The following is a 23,832-nucleotide window of genomic DNA, read 5'->3' as shown; positions in this document are numbered from 1 at the left end:
ATTGAGACTATCCAGATTACTCCGATTACAAGCGATATTTTATTCCAAACATGACAAATGGCTTGCTGCCTCCATCAAACATATGGTGGGCAGCAAGCCTTTTAATTTGAACCTGTATAAACTTGCATTAAAGCACGCTTCGGTTTCAGATGAAAGTATCAATGGACTTAAAATTTCAAACGAAAGGCTTGAATACCTTGGAGATGCTGTCCTCGGAACTGTAGTAGCTGAATTTTTATTTTTGAAATTCCCTTTCAGAGATGAAGGTTTTCTGACGGAGACAAGATCCAGAATGGTCAATAGAGAAGCCCTCAATCAGATTGCCATCAAGATTGGCCTTTCTAAAATTATTGAAAAGGAATACAAAGGAAAAAATCTCAGTGCCCATAAGTCGATTTTTGGAGATACCTTGGAGGCACTTGTAGGTGCCGTCTATTTGGACCGAGGTTATTATTTTTGTAAAAAATTCATTCTAAAGAGAATCATCATACATTTTGATGTGGATGATATCATCAGTACCACTACCAACTTTAAAAGTAAGATCATTGAGTGGTCACAGAAGGAAAGTAAAGAAGTGGATTTTAAAATGGTTACAGTAAGAGGGAATCAAAGGTTCAAAGAGTTTGTGGTCGAGCTTTGTATTAATGGAGACGCCATTGCTGAAGGAAAAGGTGCCACAAAGAAAAAAGCTGAACAGGAAGCTGCTAAAAATGCCTGTGAAAAACTTAATATCGCCAGCTAGAACACTATCTTTGGATTTGGTGTTTTTTGGTTTTCCGAAGATTTTATGTCAAGTATTAAAATAGCCTGTGCTACCCTCAATCAAACTCCTCTGGACTGGAAGGGTAACCTGGAACATATCAAATCCGCCATCAAGGAGGCAAAAGCAGACAACACAGACCTGATATGTTTTCCCGAACTGGCCATTACAGGATACGGAAGTGAAGACCTCTTTTTGAGTTATTGGTTTCCTCAGAAAGCTGTAAAGCAGCTGGAAAAACTGCTGCCTTTTTGTGGAGGTATCACCGTGGCAGTTGGTCTTCCGATCAGAATACAGGAAAAGGTTTACAACTGCATGGCCATCATCGAAGACCATCAGCTCAAAGGGATTGTTGCCAAACAATTCATGGCCATTGATGGTGTGCATTACGAATTCCGGTGGTTTACGCCTTGGCAGGCCGGTGAAGTAATTTCTTTTGATTTCCTTGGTCATTCTGTACCTATGGGCGATTTGGTTTTTGAAAAGGGCGGTTATAAATACGGTTTTGAAATTTGCGAGGATGCTTGGAGAGGAGACGTCAGACCAGGCTTTAGATTAAGGGACAGAAATGTCCAGTTGATATTTAATCCTTCTGCTAGTCATTTTGCCATGGGTAAGACCAAGCTGAGGGAAGAATTGGTCTGTAAGAGCTCTCAGCTGTTTAATGCGACTTATTTCTATGTCAATCTTTTGGGTAATGAATCCGGAAGAATGATTTTCGATGGAGAGATAATGGTAGCTGACAAAGGGAGGCTTCTGCTCAAGAATACCCTTTTGTCCTTCAAGGATTTCCAAGTGAAATATTTTGAGGTACCTAAAGGAATTCAATCTGATCTGTCTTTAGAGTCCGAAGTGGATAAGAATGAGGAGTTTGTCCAAGCAGCTTCTTTAGGTCTTTTTGATTACCTGAGAAAGAGTAAGAGTAAAGGCTTCGTTCTCTCTTTGAGCGGAGGTGCAGATTCCTCGACTATTGCGGTTTTGGTAGCCGAAATGGTCAGGCGTGGAATAGAAGAACTGGGTCTAACGGTTTTTATGAACAAGCTTGGACTGACATACATTCCTACTAGCGAAAATACCAAAAAAGAAATCGTAGGAAAATTACTTACCACTGCATATCAGGCATCTGAAAACTCATCTTTTGCTACCTTTCAATCTGCCAAAACATTGGCGGAAAGTATCGGGGCGGTTTTCAGGCATTGGGAAATCAGTGATGAAGTGAAGGGTTATACGGAAAAAATTGAAAAGGCCATCGGAAGAAGGCTTCACTGGAAAACTGATGACATTACCCTTCAAAATATTCAGGCCAGGGCAAGATCTCCGATTATCTGGATGCTTGCAAATATTAATCAGGCTTTACTTCTCAGTACATCCAACAGAAGCGAAGGAGATGTAGGCTATACTACTATGGATGGAGATACGAGCGGGAGTATTTCCCCCATCGCCGCAGTGGACAAGTACTTTGTCATTCAGTGGCTGAAATGGGCGGAAGTAACTTTGGGCTACAAAGGCTTGCATAAAGTCAACAACCTTCAGCCGACCGCCGAGCTAAGGCCCTCTGACAATCAACAGACTGATGAAAAGGATTTGATGCCTTATTCAGTAATAGTAGAAATAGAAAAATTGGCAATTCGTGACAGAAGGTCCCCAATGGACGTTTACCTGATTCTGAAAGATGAGCTGGAGGTGGAATCTTCAGTTCTGAAAGACTATGTAAGAAAGTTTTTCAGACTTTGGTCCAGAAATCAATGGAAAAGAGAAAGACTTGCTCCTTCCTTTCATTTGGATGAATTCAATGTAGACCCCAAAACCTGGTATAGGTTCCCAATCCTTTCAGGAGGGTTTGAAGAAGAGTTAAAAGAATTGGATAATTATTAAAATAAGGTAATTTCACAGCATAAGAATCCTAAAATTTGAATCATGCTAAGCATACAAAGTGTACTTAATTATATTGTCTGGAGTCCCAATCCTGCTGTTTTTTCGGGTTTTGATAGATTGCGATGGTACAGTTTACTCTTTGCCCTAGGTTTTATCATTTCTCAACAGATTATGATTTACTTCTACAAGAAGGAAGGTCAGGATCCAAGATTGGTTGACAGATTGACGATTTATATGGTATTGTCTACCATCATAGGTGCGCGTCTAGGGCATGTTTTGTTTTATGAGCCAGAAAAGTACCTCAGCAACCCCATTGATATCTTGAAAGTCTGGGAAGGGGGATTGGCCAGTCATGGTGCGGCAATAGCCATTCTTATCGCTTTGTACTTATATGCCAGAAAGATCCCTACCCAGAGTTACCTTTGGGTAGTAGACAGGATAGTCATTGTTACTGCGATGGTCGGTGCCATGATCCGTATAGGCAATCTGATGAATTCCGAAATTGGAGGTAAACCTACAGAGAGTGATAGTGGCTTTGTGTTTGCCAGAGACGCAGAAGAGATTCTTGAAACATTGCGTATCCCAGTGGTAGATGTAAATGCTTACAAACCAGAAGAAAGAAAAGGAGAATTGAAAGGGAGCGGTATTGTTCCGGTAAATTTTGACATCAAAATAGAAAAAGGTGCTTACGAAGAAGCAGATCTCAAAAGGACTCTGGAAACGGATGTTAAATATGTCCTGACAAGGTTTAGGAGTTCGCAAAAATACCTTGCGGAAAATCCGGACACCCCTCTCAATTTTCAGGTACAGGATAAGGGAGATCATTACATGGCTACCATTTATACATTCGGCGTGGCACGGCACCCTACCCAGATTTATGAAGCTGCATCATACTTCATTATATTTTTAATATTATTTGCTGCCTGGTACCGTTATCAATCCAGAATTCCGGATGGTTTGTTTTTGGGATTTTTCCTGATTACAGTTTTTGGAATGCGGTTTATCTGGGAATTTCTCAAAGAAAATCAGGTGGAATTTGAGGAAGGGCTTCAGTTCAATATGGGACAGACGCTGAGTATACCTTTGGTTGTTGGTGGGCTTGTTCTGGTAGTTTTGGCTTTGAAAAAAGGGCTAAAACCTGAAAATACTCAAGGAACGGGATCATGACCATGGCCGCCCCAAGGGTGACAACTGGCGATGCGCTTAATACCCAGCCAGCCTCCTTTGAAGATACCATGCTTTAAGATGGCCTCCTTCGTATATTGGCTGCAGGTAGGAGTATACCTGCAAGCAGGAGGGAATAGGGGGGAAATCAGATATTGGTAAAACAATACCGGTAAAATGGCGATCTTTCTGATTAGGGTCTTCAAGATGATAGTATTTGAAAACAAAAAGGAATCCTAGCTAATTAAGTTCCCGAGTAAACATAAACAAAGTAGGTGATAAATTCTTTGCGTCCATATTTTAAATTGATTTCAGTCATCTGGCTGGGTTGGTTATTGCCATTTATTGCAATTGGACAAAATGAGGCACCTGCTTTTCCAGCTGAAACACCAGACAAAGTAGTCATCAACAACATTTTTGTAATTGGCAACAAAAAGACCAAAAGAAACATCATTTTAAGGGAAATAGATCTGCAAAGAGGAATAGAGTATGACTGGGAAGAATTTATTTCTTTGGTGCAGGAAGATCAAAAGAAGGTGTATAACCTTCAGCTTTTCAATAAAGTAGAGATCACTCCTTTGTTTACCGATACCGAACAGATAGAATTGCTCGTCTCGGTCACCGAGCGCTGGTACATTATACCGAATATAATCCTCAACCTTGCAGACCGAAATCTGGCGGAATGGTGGACCAACCAAAACAGGGATTTGTCCCGGATCAACTACGGTGGAAGACTTGTCCATAATAATGTGGGAGGAAGAAATGAGAGACTAAGGATAGGAGGGCAGATGGGCTTCATCAGAACCTTCGAGGTGCTCTACAGCAAGCCCTACATTGACAAAAAACAAAAACACGGGCTTGCCATTCAGGGTATGTATTTTACCCAAAGAAATCTTCAGGTTAGGTCTTCTGATAACAGGCAGATTTTTTACAGCAATGAAGATGAGGATATTCTAAGAAGGAACAGGTCAGCTTCTCTTACTTATACTTACAGGGGAAGTTTTTACAACTTTCATTATGTCACAGCAGGTTATACCAATACCTGGATTGACGATGATGTTTTTACCCAGAACCCTGACTTTTTTATCCACGGGTCCAATTCCTTGGAGTATTTTGCGCTGAGGTACAATTACAGACATGATAAAAGGGACAATATCCTATATGCCACCCAAGGACAGTTGCTCAACCTGGCTTTGACCAGGTATGGACTATTTGGAGGAGATGATGTGCAGGATTGGGAGTTCACCATGAATGCCAATAAATACACCAAGTTCAACGATAAAATTCACTTGGTCAGTGGTCTTTCGTTCAATGCTTTTTTTGGTCAAAGGCAGCCTTTCACTTTGGTAAGGGGGATAGGGTATAACCCATATTTTATCCGGGGGTACGAATTGAATGTGGTGGAAGGTCAACAGGTATTGGTCCATAAAAACAGCCTTAGGTTTAAATTTCTGGATTTGGGCTATAATATCGGGGATTTTGTGCCTTTGGAAGAATTTGCCTATTTCCCGATCAAACTGTATCTCTCAGCCAACTTTGACCATGGCTATGTCAATGACAGGAATAATATTCCCGAAAATGTTAGACTTACCAATCAATACCTCTTTGGCTATGGTCTGGGATTGGACTTGGTGACGCTTTACGATATGGTATTTCGACTCGAATACTCCATCAATAGTCAGAATGAAGGAGCATTTTTCCTGAATATAAGGGCCCCGTTCTGATCCGGATAATTATCCGTTTACTATCCGTTTATATTTTTTTACCTAAAAAAATATCACCTAAATTCATTTTTCAATGGATTTTTTATGGCAAAATACTTTTTGACATATTGGTTGATGTCTATTGTTCATTTGGTTTATGCCCAATCTGACCTTTTGCCCAAAGGCGGAAGAAGTATGGGAATGGGGAATGCTCACGTGACCTTACAGGATGCCTGGAGCATTTTCAATAATATTGGTGCTTTATCAGGTATAGACCATTCCCAGGTATTTTTTGCATACGATCATAGGGGTCAATTGAGTGAACTTACTACTTTGGCAGCAGGTGCAGTATTCAAGACTGAAAAGCTGGCCTATGGAATTTCAATGTCGACATATGGTGAGGAGTGGTTTTCCCAAAGCCAGATAGGAATGGGTGTTTCCCAACGGCTAGGAATCGCCAGTGTAGGAGCAAAAGTCAGTTATTTTCAGACCAGTATAGAAGGATTTGGTACAGGAAGATCGGCTGTGGTGGAATTTGGAGGAGTGGCAGAGCTTACACCTGAGTTGTTTTTTGGAGCACATATTTACAATCTTACCGGGTCAAAATTCGGTAATAATTCTGAGGATCAGCTACCGACCACTGTTCAGGCAGGCATTTCTTACCGTCCCTCTACTTCCGTGACGGTAAATATAGAAGCTGAAAAAGATCTCTTGTTGCCTCCGGTTCTCAGAGTCGGCCTTGAATACAGTATCCATGAGAAGATATGGGCAAGAGCAGGTGTCAACAATCACCCCAGTAGGCTTTGTTTTGGTGTTGGCTTCAAAAACAGGCTTTTTCATATAGATTTTGCTGTCAACCAGAACCCATATTTGGGTAGCACTCAGCATTTTTCATTTAACTATCTTTTTTCAAAGAAATGAAACTCTGGCTGACTTTGACGCTGGTTTTTTGTTATTGCCTGGTATCTGCACAGACTTACCGAAAAGGCGAGATCAACACAGAGATGCTTGTGGAAGACCTGTTTGGTATGCAGAGAGAAGATCAGGATTATGAAGATTTGTATGAAAATATTCTCCAGCTCTTGCTCAATCCAATCAATCTCAACAAGACTAATCCTGAAGAGCTTAAGTCAATTTTTATACTCAGTCCAGCTCAGGTCAATAGCTTTTTCGAATACCGAGATCACTTAGGAGATCTGATTTCCTTATATGAATTACAGGCTATTCCCGGGTTCGACCTTGAGACTATCCAAAAAATACTTCCATTTGTCATTTTGGAAAGTTCAGAAAAACATCAGGGATCACTTTGGGAGAGGATTGCAAATAGCCGTGACGCCTACTTTATTTTTAGGCAAAACAGGGTTTGGGAAACAAGAAGAGGTTTTACTCCTCCTGATACGCTAAGCAATGGTAGACTTACCAGCAGGTATTTGGGTGATCCCAATAACCTATACGCCAGGTTCAGGATCCAGCATAGCAAAGATTTCAGCCTTGGTTTTACTTTGGATAAAGATCCGGGGGAACAGTTCATTTGGGAACCGGCTACAAGAAGGTATGGGTTTAACTTTTTTTCCTACCATTTCACTGTTTATAACCAAGGTAAATGGAAGGCTGTCACACTAGGTGATTATCAGATGCAGACAGGACAAGGTCTGGTTTTTGGAGCCGGATTCGCGGTGGGGAAAGGTGGTGAAACCATTACCACAGTCAGGAGGAGTACTGTCGGAATCAGGCCATACACCTCAGCGCTGGAATTTGGGTTTTTCAGGGGAGGAGCAGCAACTTATCAAATGGGCCCCATTTCTCTCACCTTAATGGCTTCTGACGCGCCTAGGGATGGAAATGTGGCGGTAAGGTTGGATACCCTTGAGAGAGAAGAAGCAATTATAACCTCACTTCAGAGTTCTGGCCTGCATCGAACCCCGACTGAGATAAGCTACCGAAGACAGGCAAGAGAACAGAATATAGGTTCAAATGTGCATTTTCAAAATAAAAGGAAAAACTTGCAACTGGGAGCCAATGTCCTCGCGACCAGATTCAGTCAAGCCTTTGAAAGAAGGCCTCAGGTGTACAATCAATTCGAGTTCATTGGAAGGGAAAACCACCTCTACAGCTTGTATTTTGCTTACAATTATCAAAACTATTTCTTTTTTGGTGAGACGGCACAATCAAAAAGTGGGGGCAGAGGGACTGTGTTGGGGATGATGGGAAGTCTTCACCCCAAGCTTTCCATGTCAGTTTTGTGGAGGGATTTTGATCGGGATTTTCATAGCTTTTACGGTAATGCTTTCACGGAAGGTTCCAGGCCCATCAATGAGCGAGGTTTATACCTAGGACTAAATTTTAAACCGGACCGGAAATTCAACTGGTCATTTTACTACGATCAGTTTACATTTCCATGGCTGAGGTTCCGTACCTATGCCCCTTCAAAAGGCTACGAATGGCTCAGTAGGATTTCCTATAGCCCTCAGCGAAAAGCCCTGCTCTTTTTTCAGATCAGAGAAGAATCCAAAGCCCGCAATATCAGTGATTATCCCGGATTTCAGTCTCCATATTTGCTCGATCAGGGTAGGAGATGGAACTATGTATTCAACCTAGACTATGGTTTACATCCCAATTGGAGTATCAAGTCAAGGGTTATGGGTTCTTCTTTCCAATTCAATCAACGAAGGACTTCAGGGTTTGCCATCTCTCAGGACCTGAATGCTGATTTTCAACGATGGAGAATCAGCACTCGTTTTGCGCTTTTTGATACGGATGATTTTGACAACCGACAATTTTTATTCGAAAGAAATGTCCTCTGGTTGTTTTCTATACCAGCTCTGCATGGGCAGGGCTTGCGGTATTATATTTTGGGGCAGTATAAGTTGAGCAATAAGCTTACGCTTTGGGCTAGATTTTCAAGAACCCAATATACAGACCGGGAAAGTATAGGTACCGGGCTGCAGCAGGTGTCAGGCAATCGGCTTACTGAAACCGTTTTTCAGGTGAGGTATCAGTTCAATAGATAATTTCTACAATCGGTAAATATGTAAAAGATGTTTTTTGATAAATTGGGCATAAAACCACCGAATTATGAAAAAAACCTTTATACTATTTTATTTGCTGCTGCTGGTCTCACTGCCAGTGTTGTCACAGACCATAGATAAGTCCAAACTTGAAAAAAAGGAGGGTTTCTTCACTTTTTACACCGATGAAGATAAAGGGAAGATTTATCTGGAAATTGACAAGCTTGACTATGAATTTCTCTATGTAAATTCCTTGCCTGCCGGGGTAGGATCCAATGACCTTGGACTTGATCGTGGACAGTTGGGCAGGACCCGAGTGGTAGAATTCAGAAAAGCGGGAAACAAAATTCTTCTTGTTCACAAAAATTATGACTTCCGTGCTTCACATACGGACAATCCTTATGAGACCAAAGCAGTGAAAGATGCATTTGCAGAATCTGTAGTTTGGGGTTTTGAAATTGCAGATCACAATTCAGGCAAATTTTTGGTAGATGCCACTTCGTTTTATCTACAGGATGCCCATATGGTGGGTGAAAAATTGGGTAATGCCAAACAGGGAACTTATAGGCCGGATGCGTCGAGAAGTGCGATTCATTATCCCATGACCAAGAATTTTCCGAAGAACTCTGAGGTGGAGGCCATTGTCACCCTGACAGGTACACCTAGTGGTGGATATATCCGGTCTGTTACCCCATCTCCTGAAGCAGTCACTGTAAGACAAAGACATTCCTTCATCGAACTTCCTGATGATGGTTATCAGCCAAGAGAATTTGATCCCAGATCAGGATATTTTCATGTTTCATACATGGATTTCACCACAGCTATAGGAGAGCCAATAGTGAGAAAGCTGATTTCAAGACACAGGCTCGAAAAGAAAGATCCCAATGCAGAGGTCTCAGAACCGATCAAGCCGATTGTGTACTATTTGGATAGAGGTACACCTGAACCTGTCAGATCAGCCCTTTTGGAAGGCGGGAACTGGTGGGCCGAGGCCTTTGAGGCGGCAGGTTTTAAAAATGCCTATCGAGTAGAATTGATGCCGGAAGATGGAGATATGATGGATGTAAGATACAATGTCATCCAATGGGTGCATAGGTCCACTCGGGGCTGGTCCTATGGGTCTTCAGTCAGAGACCCAAGAACAGGTGAAATCATTAAGGGACATGTTTCTCTTGGATCTTTGAGGGTAAGACAGGATTACCTTATTGCACAAGGATTGTTGCAGCCCTTTGAGGATGGAAAGCCAGCTGACCCTAAAATGCTGGAAATGGCTTTGGCCCGCTTGAGACAATTATCTGCTCATGAGATTGGCCATACCATAGGACTTGCACATGCTTACGCTTCAGCGCCAACAGATAGGGCTTCAGTAATGGACTATCCCTATCCATACATCACTATGGATGGTTCGGGTAATCTGGATTTTTCCAAAGCCTATGATGACAAAATAGGAGATTGGGACAAATGGGCAGTGAAATATGGCTATGCCATCACTCCGGAAGGGGAAGATGAGAAGAAATTCCTAAATCAGATCCTTGAAGATACTTATGCTGCAGGACATACTTTTATTTCTGATGTGGACGCAAGGCATCCCAGTGGAAGCCACCCCAAAGCACACCTTTGGTCCAATGGTGAATCCGCTCCGGAAGAGTTGCTGCGCCTGATGGAAATCAGAAAGTCAAGGTTGGAAACCTTCGGGAAAAATACGATCGAAGATGGCCAACCGGAGGCTCTGATGGAAGAAGTTCTTGTACCACTTTACCTGATGCACAGGTATCAGATAGAGGCTGCCGCAAAACTGATCGGAGGATTGGATTATACTTACAAGGTCAAAGGAGATAATCAGCGTAATCAGAAAAGGCTCAGTGCTTCGGTTCAAAATGAGGCGATTGATGCATTGCTTAAGGCTTTGTCTCCTGAAAACCTTGTATTGCCCAAACAGGTCATAGACCATATTCCGCCACGACCGATGGGGTACTCCAGAAACAGGGAGACCTTCCCTTCACGGACAGGGCTTAATTTTGACCCTATTGCTCCGGCTGAAAATGTGGTGGATATGGCATTGGGCTTTATGCTTGAAGCTGGAAGGACAAACAGACTTGCTCAGCAGGCAGCATTTGAATCCGGTCTTCCGTCTTTTGGGGCATACCTGGATAAGCTTTCATCCTCTCTTGTGAGAAATCAGATAAGTGAAGATTACCAAGGACAGATTGCTTTGATGATTGAAAACAAACTGGTGGATCACCTGATCAAACTATCCAAAGATGCCGGCGCGAGCTCTTTAGTGAAAGCGGAAGTGAGAGCAAAACTTGACCAGATCAAAAATAGAAAATCCGAAACAGAAAAAGGGAAATCAGGCATTTCTGCTCATGACAAGTATTTGTCAGATAAGATCACAGCCTTCCTGAGATTGCCCGAGGAACTGTCTACTCCCTCTTCTCTGAATGTTCCGGATGGGGCACCTATAGGTTCTGATGAGATTTTCTGTGATTTTGAATTTTGAAAAAATAAAGGGTTGACGCTTAGGTCAACCCTTTATTACTTTTTATTCCTGCACATTTCTTTGAGCAGTATTTTACCATTTCCCAGTTCTTTTCCCATTTCTTCCTCCACATAAATGAACGGTTACAGACTGGGCAGATTTTTGTAGGAAGGTGTTGTTTTTTCATGTTTCGATCAAGCCGCGAACGAATAAATAATTGACCTGCACATCGACCCACTCATTGGCTTCAAAGTCGTAAAGGGATTTGTTGACCTTGAATTCTATGCGTAGTTGATCTAAAAGTTCGATGGAGACAATTTCACCATTATCCGGGTTAGGCGGTTGTTGGCTGAGTAATTGAAATTGGTTATTCTCTTCTTCCAGTGCCACTTCCAAGGTCAGATTTTCGGCAGGGTAACGAATGATAGGGACACCTCCTTGTTCTGTAAGTACATTTGGAAGGTATATGGAGAAAAACATCTGATCTTCATCTCCCTGTAAAAAAGTCATTCTATCGTTAAATTCACCAGTTAAAGAAGCAACCTGATCTTTGAAATTGGTGGATGATGCTCCGTCATCATTGAGGTCAATGGATTGCTCCATTGTGATTACTTCCAGGTTGTAATTTCCATAATAAAACCGCGGAGGAGCCTCGGGATTGTCTCCACAAGAAGAGATTATAAATAAAAAAAATGCTCCTAGGAGGATGGGATAGAGAATTTTCATTTTATCATTCCAGGTTGATCACAAATGAAAAACGGCTACTTGAGTTTATTGTTTTGCCGGTGCCGGTCTTTGTCCCGTACATTTTTTTTCTCCATGTTTTTTTTGAGGGCTTGAGTAAGGTCCACACCCGTCTGATTGGCGAGGCAGATCAGCACCCATAGCACGTCTGCCATTTCATCAGCTAGGTCTTTATCTTTATCGGAATCTTTGAAGGATTGTTCTCCATATTTTCTGGCCATGATCCTGGCTACTTCGCCCACTTCCTCCATCAGAATAGCGGTATTGGTAAGTTCATTGAAGTACCTTACGCCTACAGTATTGATCCATTCATCTACAAGTTTTTGGGCTTGGGATATGGTGATTTCTTGGTTTTTCATCAGACGTAATCTTCTCCTTTGTTTTTGGCATCACTGACAAATGTCCTGAATTTTTTTTCTGCATCCAGTTTACAGATCAGTAATACATTTTCACTTTCATTTACCAAATAATTGTCAAGTCCCTGAACTACTACCAGTTTTTGGGAGTCTACTTTGATATAGCAGTTTTGTGTTTCATAGAGGATGGCGTTTGCCTCAACCACATTGTTGTCAGGGTCTTTTTTTCTGTTTTCGTGTAGACTCATCCAAGAACCAAGGTCAGACCATCCGAAGTCACCCAGTACCATGTACACTTCATCGGATTTTTCCATGATCCCATAATCAATTGAAGTGTTTTTGACCAGAGAATAAGCTTTTTTGATAAACTCTTCTTCCTTTTCTGTGTCGTAGAAGGCCATTCCCTCTTCGAATACCTCTGCTACTTCTGGCATATATTTGCCAAAAGCAAATAAGGCACTTTGCACTTTCCATACAAACATGCCGGAGTTCCAAACAAAATCCCCACTTTCCAAAAAGGTTTTGGCCAATTTCAGATTAGGTTTTTCAGTAAAGGTTTTTACTTTTTTTATATGATTGTTGGGATCGGAAATATATTGGATGTATCCATAGCCCGTTTCGGGGCGGTTTGGTTTGATTCCTATGGTGATCAATTTGTTGTTGCCATTACAAGCTGTTAAGGCCAACTCGATCTTTTGATGGAATTTGTCCTCTCTCACGATCAGGTGATCTGCCGGAGTCACGATTACCTTGGCATGCGGATCATTTTTGGAGATTTTATAATTGGCATAAGCCACACAGGTGGCTGTATTTCTGCGGAGTGGTTCGGTGAGAATCTGGTTTTCTGGAATGTCAGGAAGTTGTTCTTTTACCAGGGTCAGGTAATGTTTGTTAGTTACCACATAGAACATCTCCGCAGGAGCAATTTGGGAAAACCTATCAAAGGTCATCTGTAATAGCGTTCTTCCTGTGCCTAGTATATCTAGAAATTGTTTGGGTTTATTATTACGGCTGTATGGCCAAAACCGGGAACCGATTCCACCGGCCATGATGACGATATAGGTTTTTTCTTGCATCTGTGGAGGGTAAGTTAGTCATCAATTGTTTATGCAAAAGTCACTTTTGAATAAATAGATGAAACATTAAAGGCTTGTCAGAGAATATTTGTTCTTTTTGTTTTTATTCGGTTGATTTATTTGCGATGTAATGAATGGAGCGTATAACTGAGATTTTATCAAAACTACAGCCACCTGAAATTACGAAAGAGTAAGAGAAGTAAAAATAAAAATTGGCCGAAAATCAATCAACAATTTAGACTTGCTTTGGTTTTCTGTCTGCTTTCTTAATATTTTTTACTAACTTCAAAATTACTGTTGTGAATCATTAAATTTGTACCAAAGGTAAAAAAAGAAAACCTTATTCATTTAATGATTATCCTCTAGGTGGAACATTAAAAAAGCAATTTTACTGTGGATCAAACCGTCAAAGAAAACCTTAAAAGAATATTTGGCTTCTCTCAATTCAGAGGCAATCAAGAAGCAATTGTTGATAATGTTTTGAATGGTAGCAATACTTTCGTCATCATGCCAACAGGAGCGGGGAAATCCCTGTGCTATCAGCTTCCTGCAGTGATCCAAGATGGTACTGCTATAGTCATTTCACCTCTTATCGCGTTGATGAAAAATCAGGTGGACCAACTCAATGCATTTGGGATCAATGCACACTTCCTCAATTCTACATTGAACAAATCTGAAACGACCAAGGTGAAAAAAGAGGTGTTGGCAGGAAAAACCAAACTCCTCTATGTGGCACCTGAATCCCTCACCAAAGAAGACAATATTCTTTTTCTCAAAGATGCCAAGCTGAGTTTTGTGGCTATAGATGAAGCGCATTGTATTTCTGAATGGGGGCATGACTTCCGTCCGGAGTACCGTAAAATTAAGTCCATTATCGCTCAGATCGGCTCCAACCTCCCTATTGTAGCATTGACCGCTACTGCTACCCCTAAAGTACAGCAGGACATACAGCGCAACTTGCAGATGGAAGAAGCCGACATTTTCAAGTCTTCCTTCAATAGAACCAACCTGTTCTATGAAGTAAGACCTAAGGTGAAAAATGAGACCAAAAAACAGATCATCAAATATATCAAATCTCACAAAGGGAAGTCCGGAATTATTTATTGCCTGAGCAGAAAAAAAGTGCAGGAACTTGCGGATCTCTTAAAGGTAAACGGCATCAAAGCTGCTCCTTACCATGCCGGACTGGAGCAAAACGTCAGGGTCAAAAATCAGGACGATTTTCTTAATGAAGAAGTCGATGTGATCGTTGCTACCATTGCATTTGGGATGGGAATAGATAAGCCTGATGTCAGATATGTCATTCACTATGATGTGCCAAAGTCACTTGAGGGGTATTATCAGGAGACAGGACGTGCAGGTAGAGATGGATTAGAAGGGCATTGTCTGATGTTTTACAAGTATGATGATATCATCAAGCTGGAAAAATTCAATAAAGACAAACCAGTAACAGAGCGTGAAAATGCCAGAGTACTTCTCCAGGAAATGGCTGCCTATGCGGAAAGCTCTATATGTAGAAGAAAATTCCTCCTTCATTACTTCGGTGAGTTGATGGCTGAAGATTGTGGCCATTGCGACAACTGCAAGAAGCCAAAGGAGAAATTCGAAGGAATGGAGCACTTGGAGGCTGTGATTGGAGCTGTAAAGGAGACTAATAACCGCTTTAATATGGACCATATTGTCAATGTGGTGCGTGGAGAAAGCAATGACTATATCAGCAGCTATAAGCATGACAAGCTCAAGGTGTTTGGTATAGGGAAAGATGAAGATGAGAGAACTTGGAAGACAGTTATCAGACAGGCCATGATCGGAGGTTTTCTTGAAAAAGACATCGAAAATTATGGTGTGATCAAGATTACCAAAAAAGGAGAAGAATACTTAAAAGCTCCATATGCCTTTCCTATTTACAAAGACCATGACTTTGAAGGGATGATAGAAAATGAAACCCCTGAAGAAGCTCCGGCCGGAGGAGGTAAAGCCTATGATGAGAAGCTTTTTGAACTCCTCAAAGCCGAGAGGAAAAAGGTAGCCAAAGCCAAAGGGCTTCCTCCTTATGTGATATTCCAAGATCCTTCCTTGGAAGAAATGGCGACCGTATATCCTACTTCAAGAGAAGAATTGGCACAGATCAACGGTGTCGGTATGGGAAAAGTCGCTAAATTTGGTACATCTTTTCTGAAACTGATTGAAAATTATGTAGAGGAAAATGAAATCATTACTGCTTCGGATGTGGTCGTGAAGACAGCAGGAAGCCGTTCTAAAGTAAAAATATCCATTATTCAGCAGGTGGATAGAAAAATCAACTTGGATGAGATTGCGGACAATCTCAATATGTCCATGTCGGAGTTGCTCCAGGAAATCGAGCAAATCATCTACAGTGGTACCAAGTTGAATATCAATTACTACATAGAAAATATCATGGATGAGGAAAGAGAAGATATCCTCCATGATTATTTTATGACTGCTGATACAGACAATATAAGAGTGGCATTAAATGAATTGGAAGACGAGGATTTTGCAGAAGAAGAAATCCGTGTGTACAGAATCAAATTCATTTCAGACCACGCTAATTAAATTAGACAACAACCCATGAATATATTATTGTTAGGTAGCGGAGGCCGTGAACATGCCTTTGCTTGGAAGATTGTAAACAGTCCAAAGTGCACCAAACTTTTTGTGGCCCCCGGAAACGCCGGAACGGCCCAAATAGCAGAAAACGTAGCCATTTCCCCCACAGATTTTGAAAAGCTCCAGTCTTTTGTTTTGGAAAAAAACATAGAACTTGTGGTAGTGGGGCCTGAAGAACCTCTGGTAAGAGGCGTAGTGGATTACTTTGAAGGAAATGAAAAAATCAGCCACATTCCAGTGATAGGTCCAGGTCAAAGAGGTGCCCATTTGGAAGGTTCCAAGGATTTTTCCAAAAAATTTATGGAAAGACATGGGGTTCCTACTGCGGCTTCTAAGACTTTTACCAAAGATACTTTTTCGGAAGGTTTGGAATACCTAAAGAGCCAAACACTACCAATAGTACTAAAGGCTGATGGACTTGCAGCTGGAAAAGGTGTCCTTATCTGTGAGACATTGGGAGAAGCAGAATCATCTTTTAAGGAAATGCTGCTGGATGCCAAATTTGGAGAGGCCTCCCAAAAAGTAGTGGTGGAACAATTTCTCGATGGAATCGAGCTTTCTGTATTTGTGGCTACCGATGGAAAGAGCTACAGGATACTTCCAGAGGCAAAAGATTATAAGAGAATCGGTGAAAAAGATGCAGGGTTGAATACAGGTGGAATGGGAGCAGTAAGTCCTGTTCCTTTTGCAGATAAAGCTTTCCTTTCCAAAGTGGAGGAAAAAGTCGTGAAGCCGTCTATAGAAGGATTGCATAAGGAAGAAATTAGGTACAGAGGTTTTCTGTTCATTGGCCTTATGAATATTGGAGGGGAACCTTATGTCATTGAATACAATGTAAGGATGGGTGATCCAGAAACCCAGGCAGTGCTTCCAAGGATCAAATCGGATTTTCTGGAAATGCTCATCCACATGGGTAATGAAACACTGGATAATTATGTGTTGGAGCTACATGATTTTACCTCGACTACTGTAGTTATGGTTGCAGGAGGCTATCCGGAATCATACAACAAAGGTGATAAAATAGAAGGCTTGTCAGAAGCATATAGCAGAGAAGGCAGTGAAGTGTTTCATGCAGGAACCAAATTGGCAGAAAACGGAAATGTGCTTACCAATGGTGGCAGGGTATTGGCTGTTACTGGAATGGGAAGTAGTATAGAGGAAGCCTTGGAAAATGCCTATGGGACAGTTTCCGGGATTTGTTGGAATGACCTATATTTTAGAAAGGATATTGGTCAGGACGTATTGAAACTAATCAAATAAACCCAAATCAAAGGAGGAGTAAAAAGCTCCCTTAATATAATTATGGCAGGATGTAGTAGCTGCTCTACCACTTCAGGGAACAGTGGGGGGTGCCAAAACAACGGCACTTGTGGTACGAGTGATTGTAATAAAATGAATTCTTTTGATTGGTTGTCCCATATGGGCATACCGACAATAGATAAGTCTGATTTAGTGGAGATCAAATTCAAAGGAGGCAGGAAAGAGTACTACAGAAATGTAGATCATCTCCACCTGACCACCGGTGATCCAGTAGTGTTGGATGTACCGAATGGACACCATATAGGCTATGTTTCTCTACAGGGGGAGCTAGTCCGGCTTCAGATGCAGAAAAGAAAAATCAAAAATGATGACAATATTCTGAGAATTTACAGAATAGCAACTCAAAAGGATATAGAAAGATGGGAGGAAGCCAAAAACAGAGAGGTGCCCACCATATACAGAAGTAAGCAGATCATAGATGAGCTTGGTTTAAAAATGAAGCTTTCCGATGTGGAGTTTCAGGCAGATAATTCCAAGGCAACTTTTTATTATTCTGCGGATGATAGGGTTGATTTTAGAGAGCTGATCAAGCTCTTGGCTTCTGAATTCAAAATCAGGGTCGAAATGAGACAAATAAGCCTTAGGCAAGAAGCCGGAAGACTTGGAGGTATAGGGATTTGTGGAAGGGAACTGTGCTGCTCAACCTGGATCCATGATTTCAAAAGCGTGTCAACCGCTGCTGCAAGGTATCAGAATCTCTCCTTAAACCCGAGTAAACTTTCAGGTCAATGTGGCAGGTTAAAATGCTGCCTCAACTATGAACTCGATACCTACATGCAGGCATTGGAAGATGTGCCTTCCATTGACAAACCACTACAAACGGAATCCGGGACTGCTAAGCTTCAGAAAACGGATATTTTCAGAAAGTTGATGTGGTTCAGTTACAACAATGACAATAACTGGTTCAGCATCTCTTGTGAAAGGGCAAGGGAAATCCAAGAGCTCAATGAAAAAGGGATAGTGCCTTTTGATCTACTTCATGACAAAGCCAAGGAGTTTGACGATGAGGCTATCAAGTCTACACTTGAGCTGGAAAGACTGGATAAGAAATTTGCTAAAAAGAAAAAAAAGAAAAAAAGAAAACCAAGGCCAGGGGGGCAGGAAAATCAACAAGCTGAGTCCAATAGGAGGGAGGATACCCGAAAACAGGATAGAGAAAAACCCGAAAATGCAGCAAGGGAAAGACAAAATCCTAAAGGGAATAGGCCAAAAAGAAGAAATCCAAACGAAGGACAGAATAGGAATTCCAATAAGCCCCAGGCCAAAAAGCAGGAGCTGGACAATAGCAACAAGGATAATCCAACCAAACCAAAAAACAGAGGTAGAAGAAGATTCCCACCACGGAATAAGGGAGACCAAAACAAAGATCAGTGACATGAAGCTCAGGTATTTATTGATATTGGTCTTGTCATTGCTTTTGGGATGTGACAGCGATCGCCTGTTTGAAAAGTACAAGGGGATGGAAAGTCAATCCTGGTACTTGAAGGATACCGTTTCCTTTTATTTTGACGAAGAGCTTGAAGCAAGATCTTCTCTTATCGCGGTCAAGTACAATCAGGATTATGAGTTTAGAAATCTCTATCTGAGGTATTTTCTCCTTGATTCTACGGGTCAGGAGGTTGAATCCCAACTGATCAATATACCGCTTTTCGAAAGTTCCGGAAAACCCCTTGGGTCTGGCTTCGGAAATACATATACCCGCTTTGATACCCTTCCTTTGGAATCAGGCGAAAATTTTAGAAGCATCCATTTTGTCCAGTATATGCGGGTAGACCAACTAAAAGGTATAGAAGCGGTAGGTCTGAAAAGAGTCAAGTAATTGCCGATGTCATAATGGCTGTCCCAGCCAATATTGTCTGCTAAAGACAAATTGGTAGGGCCAGCCCTTTTCTTTGAGCTGAATAGGGTGATACACAAATGCTTCTTTCGCACTGACGGCATTGTACAGTCTCTGATCATCAGTGAGGTAGGCCCCCTCGATTTCAGACCCTTTTTTCCAGACAAGATCCAGCCATTGGGAAGCTGGGTATTTGGAAATTGTATAGGTGCCATTTTGTCCTTCCAATTTGTTTTTCAAGAACCAACTGTACTCATATCCCTGGGATATCTGTTCAGGGTATGTTATTTGCCCATCATTTACAGCTGATTCGACAAATTCTATGTAGTTTTTCAGGCTTGCAATTCCTTCGTTTTTCAATTGCTTAGGTGAAAAATCCTGTGAACTTAGGCTGGTCACCAGATGGATTTTTTTTCTTGCCCGTGTGATGGCAACATTCAACCTGTTCACCCCTCCTTTTTTGGACAACATTCCAAAGTTGGCGATCAGTTTGCCTTTTTTATTTTTGGCATATCCGATGGAAAAAATAACCTGATCAAATTCATCCCCCTGTACATTTTCAATGTTTTTCACTTTTACCTTTTGGAGATGTATCATATGGTCTTTTTCTATTTGCTCACGGATGTGTTCCATCTGGAAAAAATTGAAGGTAATGATACCGATCTGATCCTTTGGATCCTCTTTTTGCAGTGCTTTCAAAATTGACACTACATGCTCCGCTTCTTCTTTGTTGGTCTGATTGTCCCAAATGCCATCTGCTCTATGCAGTGAAAATGGAATGCTGTTTTGATTGACAAGCTTTCTTGAGCTGAGCATCTCAAGTTTGTTTTCATAGAATTCCCGATTGGAAAAATGGATCAATTCAGGCTGAAGGCTCCTGTAGTGTCCCTGAAGCCAGTGCTTTTGAAAATATTTGGAGCTCAAGTCTAAAAGTGAATCCGTCTCTAATTCCACACCTTCCTCTTCTGTTTCTAATCTGACCTGGTAAAGGTCAAATGGCTGAAGCTGCTGAGAGTCTCCAGCTACCACCACCTGCTTCCCTCTCAACATGGCCGGGAGGCCTCTTTCTACATAGCATTGCGAAGATTCATCAAAAATCACCAAATCAAAATGCTGCTCAAGTGGGAAAATGGCAGATACTGTCTCAGGTGAAGCCAGCCAGCATGGCATCAATTCAAAAATTTCGGTCTCAAATTCAGCTATCAGTTTTCTGACACTCCATATCCGCTTCTTTTTACTCACCTGATGCGAAAGCTCCCTGTAGGTAAGTAAATTTCCGAGCCTGTTGAATTTTAAGTTTTTGAATGTCCGCTCTCTCAACCTCAGCTCCACAATGTGTCTGGAAACCTGCCATTTTTTTTCGACCGCTTCCATAAATTCTTGCTGAAGGTTGGAGGACTTAGGGGTGCAGATTTCCCTTAACACAGGGTATTTTTTTTCTATATGATCAATCCATGCTTTTTTCAAACCTGCAATAAATACATTACAAATTTCATCTATAGACCTTTCCGGGTAATGGTCCAGAACTTTTTCCATCAGTTCCCTATCGCTATGGCCAATTCTGCTTCGGAGCTGGTCAAATCCTACCAACTGATCAAAAATTTTGGGAAGAGAATCAAGGAGCTGTTGGATATCTTTGCCCAAAGATTGTACGAAAAGGTGCTGGACCTGAATCTTGGAAAGATAAACATACCAAGCTGGCAATTTGCTTTCCAAAATTGAAGTTTTTTCCAGCAGGATAGATAATTTCCCCTTTTCCTGAGTCAAAAGCAGTTGGTTGATAAATTGACCTGTCAGATTCCAGTCTTCAATAAGAAGCCTGGATTTTACAGCTTCTTCATGTATCCTCCCGAAGTGATTGAAATCTAAAAAATCAAAAGGCTGGGAGGGAAGGCTTAGCCATTTCTTGCCTGAAAGTAAAGTGAGCTGATGGTTGAGGTTCAGCCGGTTTTCCAACTTGGTGATCAGTGTTTGTATTCCCTGATCATCATCCTTCAGCCCATTTTTTATCAGTAATTCCTGGATTTTTTCAAATCGGTTTTTTTGCCAAGGCCATCTGAAGTTTCCAAACCATCGTTTTTTACTTTCTTTGTATTGCAGGGCCAATGAAAGGCAATCTTCTATTTCTTTTTCAGGACAGCTCCATTCCACACCTTCCTGACTTAGAAGTTTTTTTACAATATCGATCTTGTGCTGAAGCCACAACAGATCAAATGCTCCAGAGTCATATGTCTGCAGGTTTTGGTAGGTCTTCATTACCTCAGGGTCTTCAAGTGATTTGATCAAGTGCTCGAGTTTTACTCTTTTTTCCAAAAGATGAAATATAAAAGAAGGTTCAAAATCGCCATGTATGCTGAAATTGGCCTCAAGCTCTTTTTTAAAGCTGGAAATCTCATCGAACACCTCCTTTAATCTGGTCTGCGAGCTAGCGCCAAAGCTACTGAAATCCACCCTGTGCAGCCAAAATGAATCCGGCTGTTGAAATTGCCTGTAATAAATAGCAAATTCTTTCATATTCCTTACAAATTGACTTGATTGGTCAAAAGTGAAGTGCCTGTAATGCTGGGTAAGGTCAAATGATTCCTCCTCAAGTGTGGAGCTTAGGTAAAGCTCCTTGATAGGAATACCGCATTCCTCTGTGTTGAAAAGGGCCTTTCGGTAATCTTCAAAATATTCATTGAGGTTGTTTACAGTTCGGGAAAGTTGGGAGAATTCGCGCTCCAATTGTATAGCGTCTATTGACCTGTTGAGTTCCTGATAGCGGTCAATCTGTTGGATTTGCTTATGGATTTTCTGAAAAAGTGTTTTCCTGTCTGCTCTAAAATCATGCACCAGACCGATAAAATCCCCGAATCCTTTTTCAGCGAGTCTTTTGGCTACCACATCCAGTGCTGCCCTTTTTTGGGACACAATCAGGACTTTTTTACCTCTGCTGATATAATCTACCGCAAGATTGGAAATCAGTTGTGACTTGCCCGTTCCGGGAGGCCCTTCTACCACGCAGGAATGCCCAGACCGGGCAGCTTTCAATACTTTTTCCTGACTGGAATCTACAGGAAATACTGTGTACAACTGCTCCTCTCTGTTGGTTTTGCTTCCCTCATCTAATGTGAATTTACTTTCAAACAAGTGCTCGAGATCGGGATGGTTTTCCCTCTCCAACAGTTGCTCGTAATCTCCTATCAAAAAGCTTGTTTTTTGTGAAAAATGGCCCAATACCGCATAGGGTCTGAGTTTCATTTGCCCCAATCCAAGCCTCTCTTCATCCAATGCTTTTCCTGTATCAGGGAAGCCTATGATTTTATCTTCGTAGAGTTCCTGGCTGAAGTTGACCGGGAAGTTTTTTTTCAGGAATTCATACAATTGATTTCGGAATTCTATAGGGTCTTTTCCAAACTCAGCTAGAGGATTTTGCTCATCAAAAGAGACAGGAACCTCGGATAGGGCATTGGCAAGAGCCAGTAAGAAAGTTTGGTTCAGTTCAGGTTCTTCCCCTGTTGGTCTTTTAAGGGTCCAGGTTTTGCCATCATTTGACAAACTTACCGGGAAAAGGATGAGTGGGCATCTCAGCAGCTGTCCATTGATCAATTTTCCTTCTACAAAGGGCCAAGCTATATAAAGGCTTTTTTCTCCTGTTTCTGAGGCGAGGGTTTCAGATAGGTTTGCCAATTTCTTTAGCCTTAAGGACTGCTGATTATTTTGTTTGTCCCTTTGATCCAAGATGGGGCAAATAGGAATGTCTTTTTTTTTGCCTATCAGGTTTCTGATGATGTCAAAATCTTCCTTACCGTTTAGGAAATTCAGGTCCTTCAAATCTATCATTTGACTTGCCGGAAGCTTGGGCATGTACAGTGACCTATTTCTGCTAGACAAGTCTACCAGTCTGTTGAGGTAGGTTTGAAGGGTGACTTTGAGCATAGGCTTATTTGAAAGGCGAATCTTTTTCTTTTGCCATGGTTTTGTAAACCAGGGAATCCATAGTTCCGGGAATCCACTTGTTTAGGAAAACGGCAAGTTTACCTTGTCCGGTAAGTACTATATCTCTTTTTCTTTTCAATGTAGCAGATAGGATGTGTTTGGCTACAGTGTCTGCACTCATCATCTTGTCTTCTTGCCGAGGTGATTCTCCTTGTGTATTGCCGTCGGCTGTAAGGGCATTGTTTCGGATGTTGGATGAAGTGAATCCAGGTGAAGCCACCAAGATGTGGACACCACGCTTCATTACTTCCGTCCGTAGTGCTTCAAAAAAACCATTCATAGCATACTTGCTGGCTGTATAGGCCGTCCTGGCAGGAGTACCCCTGTATCCATTGATTGAAGACACGGCTACGATGCTGCCTTTATTTTTCAGGATTTCAGGCAGACAATATTTGGTGGCATATACAGATCCGTAAAAATTGGTATCCATTACCTTTTTGAATACATCGAGATCCAACTCCTCGAACAATGCCCTCATGGATATGCCGGCGTTATTGATCAGGATATCAATCCGGCCAAAAGCTTTTAAAGTCTCAATGGCTGCTTTTTCATTGTCTTCTTCAGAGGAAGCATCTGCCAATATACCTATTGCAGTGATGCCTTGTTGCTGAAGCCTGTGTAAGGTGTTGTCGATTTTGACTTGGGACCTTCCCGTAATGGCAACCTTTGCACCTTCTTTTCCAAAAGCGAGGGCACATGCTTCCCCTATCCCAGAAGTGGCACCTGTCACGATCACTACTTTGTCTTTCAAATTCATTTCAAATGGACTTTTGTGGCTTAAAGATAAAGATATAGGCGGGAGGAGTAAATGTTTAAGCTAGATAAGGAAAAATAAATATTGCTAAGCGTGAAAATGGAGCGCATTTATAGGGAATTTCTAAAGGGCTATTCCTTTTTTCTTAAT

The 23,832-nt window shown here is 41.5% G+C and carries 18 protein-coding genes; 11 read left to right on the top strand and 7 right to left on the bottom strand.

Features of this window, described 5'->3' with window-relative positions:
• Position 1 precedes the first annotated feature (1 nt).
• From rnc to EGN73_RS05800, 3 genes are read left to right on the top strand one after another with little or no spacing between them, the layout of a single operon-like run.
• Positions 2-742: a ribonuclease III gene (gene rnc, locus EGN73_RS05810; protein ID WP_219287635.1), complete on the top strand. Its 741-nt coding sequence runs from the start codon at positions 2-4 to the stop codon at positions 740-742.
• 45 nt (positions 743-787) lie between these two features.
• Positions 788-2,635 carry an NAD(+) synthase gene (gene nadE / locus EGN73_RS05805; protein WP_219287581.1) on the top strand — a complete coding sequence of 616 codons (1,848 nt, stop codon included), beginning with the start codon at positions 788-790 and terminating at the stop codon, positions 2,633-2,635.
• A 42-nt stretch (positions 2,636-2,677) separates the two neighbouring features.
• Positions 2,678-3,802 carry a prolipoprotein diacylglyceryl transferase gene (locus EGN73_RS05800; protein ID WP_219287580.1) on the top strand — a complete coding sequence of 375 codons (1,125 nt, stop codon included), beginning with the start codon at positions 2,678-2,680 and terminating at the stop codon, positions 3,800-3,802.
• Here the strand turns inward: EGN73_RS05800 and yidD are convergent.
• Positions 3,784-4,005, bottom strand: a complete 222-nt coding sequence (gene yidD, locus EGN73_RS05795) for a membrane protein insertion efficiency factor YidD (RefSeq protein ID WP_219287579.1) — start codon at positions 4,003-4,005, stop codon at positions 3,784-3,786. The two genes, EGN73_RS05800 and yidD, sit on opposite strands and share 19 nt — an antisense overlap.
• A gap of 69 nt (positions 4,006-4,074) precedes the next feature.
• Here yidD and EGN73_RS05790 point away from each other — a divergent pair, with 69 nt between their 5' ends.
• From EGN73_RS05790 to EGN73_RS05775, 4 genes are all read left to right on the top strand, one after another.
• Complete coding sequence (locus tag EGN73_RS05790; RefSeq protein WP_219287578.1) at positions 4,075-5,523, top strand: BamA/TamA family outer membrane protein; 1,449 nt, start codon at positions 4,075-4,077, stop codon at positions 5,521-5,523.
• A gap of 84 nt (positions 5,524-5,607) precedes the next feature.
• Complete coding sequence (locus EGN73_RS05785; protein ID WP_219287577.1) at positions 5,608-6,423, top strand: PorV/PorQ family protein; 816 nt, start codon at positions 5,608-5,610, stop codon at positions 6,421-6,423.
• The gene (locus tag EGN73_RS05780) at positions 6,420-8,513 is read left to right on the top strand and encodes a ComEA family DNA-binding protein (RefSeq protein ID WP_219287576.1); all 2,094 of its coding nucleotides are present in this window, start codon (positions 6,420-6,422) and stop codon (positions 8,511-8,513) included. Before EGN73_RS05785 ends, EGN73_RS05780 begins: the two co-directional genes overlap by 4 nt.
• 64 nt (positions 8,514-8,577) lie before the next feature.
• Positions 8,578-11,010, top strand: a complete 2,433-nt coding sequence (locus EGN73_RS05775) for a zinc-dependent metalloprotease (RefSeq protein WP_219287575.1) — start codon at positions 8,578-8,580, stop codon at positions 11,008-11,010.
• 19 nt (positions 11,011-11,029) lie between these two features.
• Here EGN73_RS05775 and EGN73_RS05770 read toward each other — a convergent pair whose 3' ends face one another.
• From EGN73_RS05770 to EGN73_RS05755, 4 genes are read right to left on the bottom strand one after another with little or no spacing between them, the layout of a single operon-like run.
• Complete coding sequence (locus EGN73_RS05770) at positions 11,030-11,176, bottom strand: DUF2256 domain-containing protein (protein ID WP_219287574.1); 147 nt, start codon at positions 11,174-11,176, stop codon at positions 11,030-11,032.
• Positions 11,173-11,715 carry a hypothetical protein gene (locus EGN73_RS05765; protein ID WP_219287573.1) on the bottom strand — a complete coding sequence of 181 codons (543 nt, stop codon included), beginning with the start codon at positions 11,713-11,715 and terminating at the stop codon, positions 11,173-11,175. Before EGN73_RS05765 ends, EGN73_RS05770 begins: the two co-directional genes overlap by 4 nt.
• A 35-nt stretch (positions 11,716-11,750) precedes the next feature.
• A complete protein-coding gene (locus EGN73_RS05760; protein WP_219287572.1) occupies positions 11,751-12,092 on the bottom strand; it encodes a nucleotide pyrophosphohydrolase in 342 nt (113 codons plus the stop codon).
• Positions 12,092-13,165, bottom strand: coding sequence for a mannose-1-phosphate guanylyltransferase (locus EGN73_RS05755; protein ID WP_219287571.1), 1,074 nt, complete (start codon positions 13,163-13,165; stop codon positions 12,092-12,094). Before EGN73_RS05755 ends, EGN73_RS05760 begins: the two co-directional genes overlap by 1 nt.
• 393 nt (positions 13,166-13,558) lie before the next feature.
• Here EGN73_RS05755 and recQ point away from each other — a divergent pair, with 393 nt between their 5' ends.
• The 4 genes from recQ (at position 13,559) to EGN73_RS05735 (ending at position 18,932) form a co-directional block, all read left to right on the top strand.
• Positions 13,559-15,739, top strand: a complete 2,181-nt coding sequence (gene recQ, locus EGN73_RS05750; protein ID WP_219287570.1) for a DNA helicase RecQ — start codon at positions 13,559-13,561, stop codon at positions 15,737-15,739.
• Positions 15,740-15,754: 15 nt separating this feature from the next.
• Positions 15,755-17,053 carry a phosphoribosylamine--glycine ligase gene (gene purD / locus EGN73_RS05745; protein ID WP_219287569.1) on the top strand — a complete coding sequence of 433 codons (1,299 nt, stop codon included), beginning with the start codon at positions 15,755-15,757 and terminating at the stop codon, positions 17,051-17,053.
• A gap of 132 nt (positions 17,054-17,185) precedes the next feature.
• Entirely contained in the window at positions 17,186-18,487 is a 1,302-nt protein-coding gene (locus tag EGN73_RS05740; RefSeq protein ID WP_246611478.1) for a PSP1 domain-containing protein, read from the top strand.
• A 1-nt stretch (position 18,488) separates the two neighbouring features.
• The gene (locus EGN73_RS05735) at positions 18,489-18,932 is read left to right on the top strand and encodes a gliding motility lipoprotein GldH (protein WP_219287567.1); all 444 of its coding nucleotides are present in this window, start codon (positions 18,489-18,491) and stop codon (positions 18,930-18,932) included.
• Positions 18,933-18,941: 9 nt separating this feature from the next.
• Here the strand turns inward: EGN73_RS05735 and EGN73_RS05730 are convergent, their stop codons facing one another.
• Both EGN73_RS05730 and EGN73_RS05725 read right to left on the bottom strand, forming a co-directional pair.
• On the bottom strand, positions 18,942-22,868 hold the full coding sequence (locus EGN73_RS05730; protein ID WP_219287566.1) for an AAA domain-containing protein: 3,927 nt from the start codon (positions 22,866-22,868) through the stop codon (positions 18,942-18,944).
• Between the two features lie 4 nt (positions 22,869-22,872).
• The gene (locus tag EGN73_RS05725) at positions 22,873-23,685 is read right to left on the bottom strand and encodes an SDR family oxidoreductase (RefSeq protein WP_219287565.1); all 813 of its coding nucleotides are present in this window, start codon (positions 23,683-23,685) and stop codon (positions 22,873-22,875) included.
• Positions 23,686-23,832: the final 147 nt, after the last annotated feature.

The sequence above is a fragment of the Arthrospiribacter ruber genome, from assembly GCF_019343195.1.
Classification (GTDB): domain Bacteria; phylum Bacteroidota; class Bacteroidia; order Cytophagales; family Cyclobacteriaceae; genus Arthrospiribacter; species Arthrospiribacter ruber.
Note: the sequence above shows the minus strand (reverse complement) of the source record. Positions and strands in the feature narration are given on the sequence as shown.

Bases quoted from the DNA above. Each gene is read 5' to 3' on its own strand.
- nadE (WP_219287581.1), top strand. From the start codon at position 788: ATGTCAAGTATTAAAATAGCCTGTGCTACCCTCAATCAAACTCCTCTG.
- EGN73_RS05800 (WP_219287580.1), top strand. From the start codon at position 2,678: ATGCTAAGCATACAAAGTGTACTTAATTATATTGTCTGGAGTCCCAAT.
- EGN73_RS05785 (WP_219287577.1), top strand. From the start codon at position 5,608: ATGGCAAAATACTTTTTGACATATTGGTTGATGTCTATTGTTCATTTG.
- EGN73_RS05780 (WP_219287576.1), top strand. From the start codon at position 6,420: ATGAAACTCTGGCTGACTTTGACGCTGGTTTTTTGTTATTGCCTGGTA.
- EGN73_RS05775 (WP_219287575.1), top strand. From the start codon at position 8,578: ATGAAAAAAACCTTTATACTATTTTATTTGCTGCTGCTGGTCTCACTG.
- EGN73_RS05770 (WP_219287574.1), bottom strand. From the start codon at position 11,176: ATGAAAAAACAACACCTTCCTACAAAAATCTGCCCAGTCTGTAACCGT.
- EGN73_RS05765 (WP_219287573.1), bottom strand. From the start codon at position 11,715: ATGAAAATTCTCTATCCCATCCTCCTAGGAGCATTTTTTTTATTTATA.
- EGN73_RS05760 (WP_219287572.1), bottom strand. From the start codon at position 12,092: ATGAAAAACCAAGAAATCACCATATCCCAAGCCCAAAAACTTGTAGAT.
- EGN73_RS05755 (WP_219287571.1), bottom strand. From the start codon at position 13,165: ATGCAAGAAAAAACCTATATCGTCATCATGGCCGGTGGAATCGGTTCC.
- purD (WP_219287569.1), top strand. From the start codon at position 15,755: ATGAATATATTATTGTTAGGTAGCGGAGGCCGTGAACATGCCTTTGCT.
- EGN73_RS05740 (WP_246611478.1), top strand. From the start codon at position 17,186: ATGAATTCTTTTGATTGGTTGTCCCATATGGGCATACCGACAATAGAT.
- EGN73_RS05735 (WP_219287567.1), top strand. From the start codon at position 18,489: ATGAAGCTCAGGTATTTATTGATATTGGTCTTGTCATTGCTTTTGGGA.
- EGN73_RS05730 (WP_219287566.1), bottom strand. From the start codon at position 22,868: ATGCTCAAAGTCACCCTTCAAACCTACCTCAACAGACTGGTAGACTTG.
- EGN73_RS05725 (WP_219287565.1), bottom strand. From the start codon at position 23,685: ATGAATTTGAAAGACAAAGTAGTGATCGTGACAGGTGCCACTTCTGGG.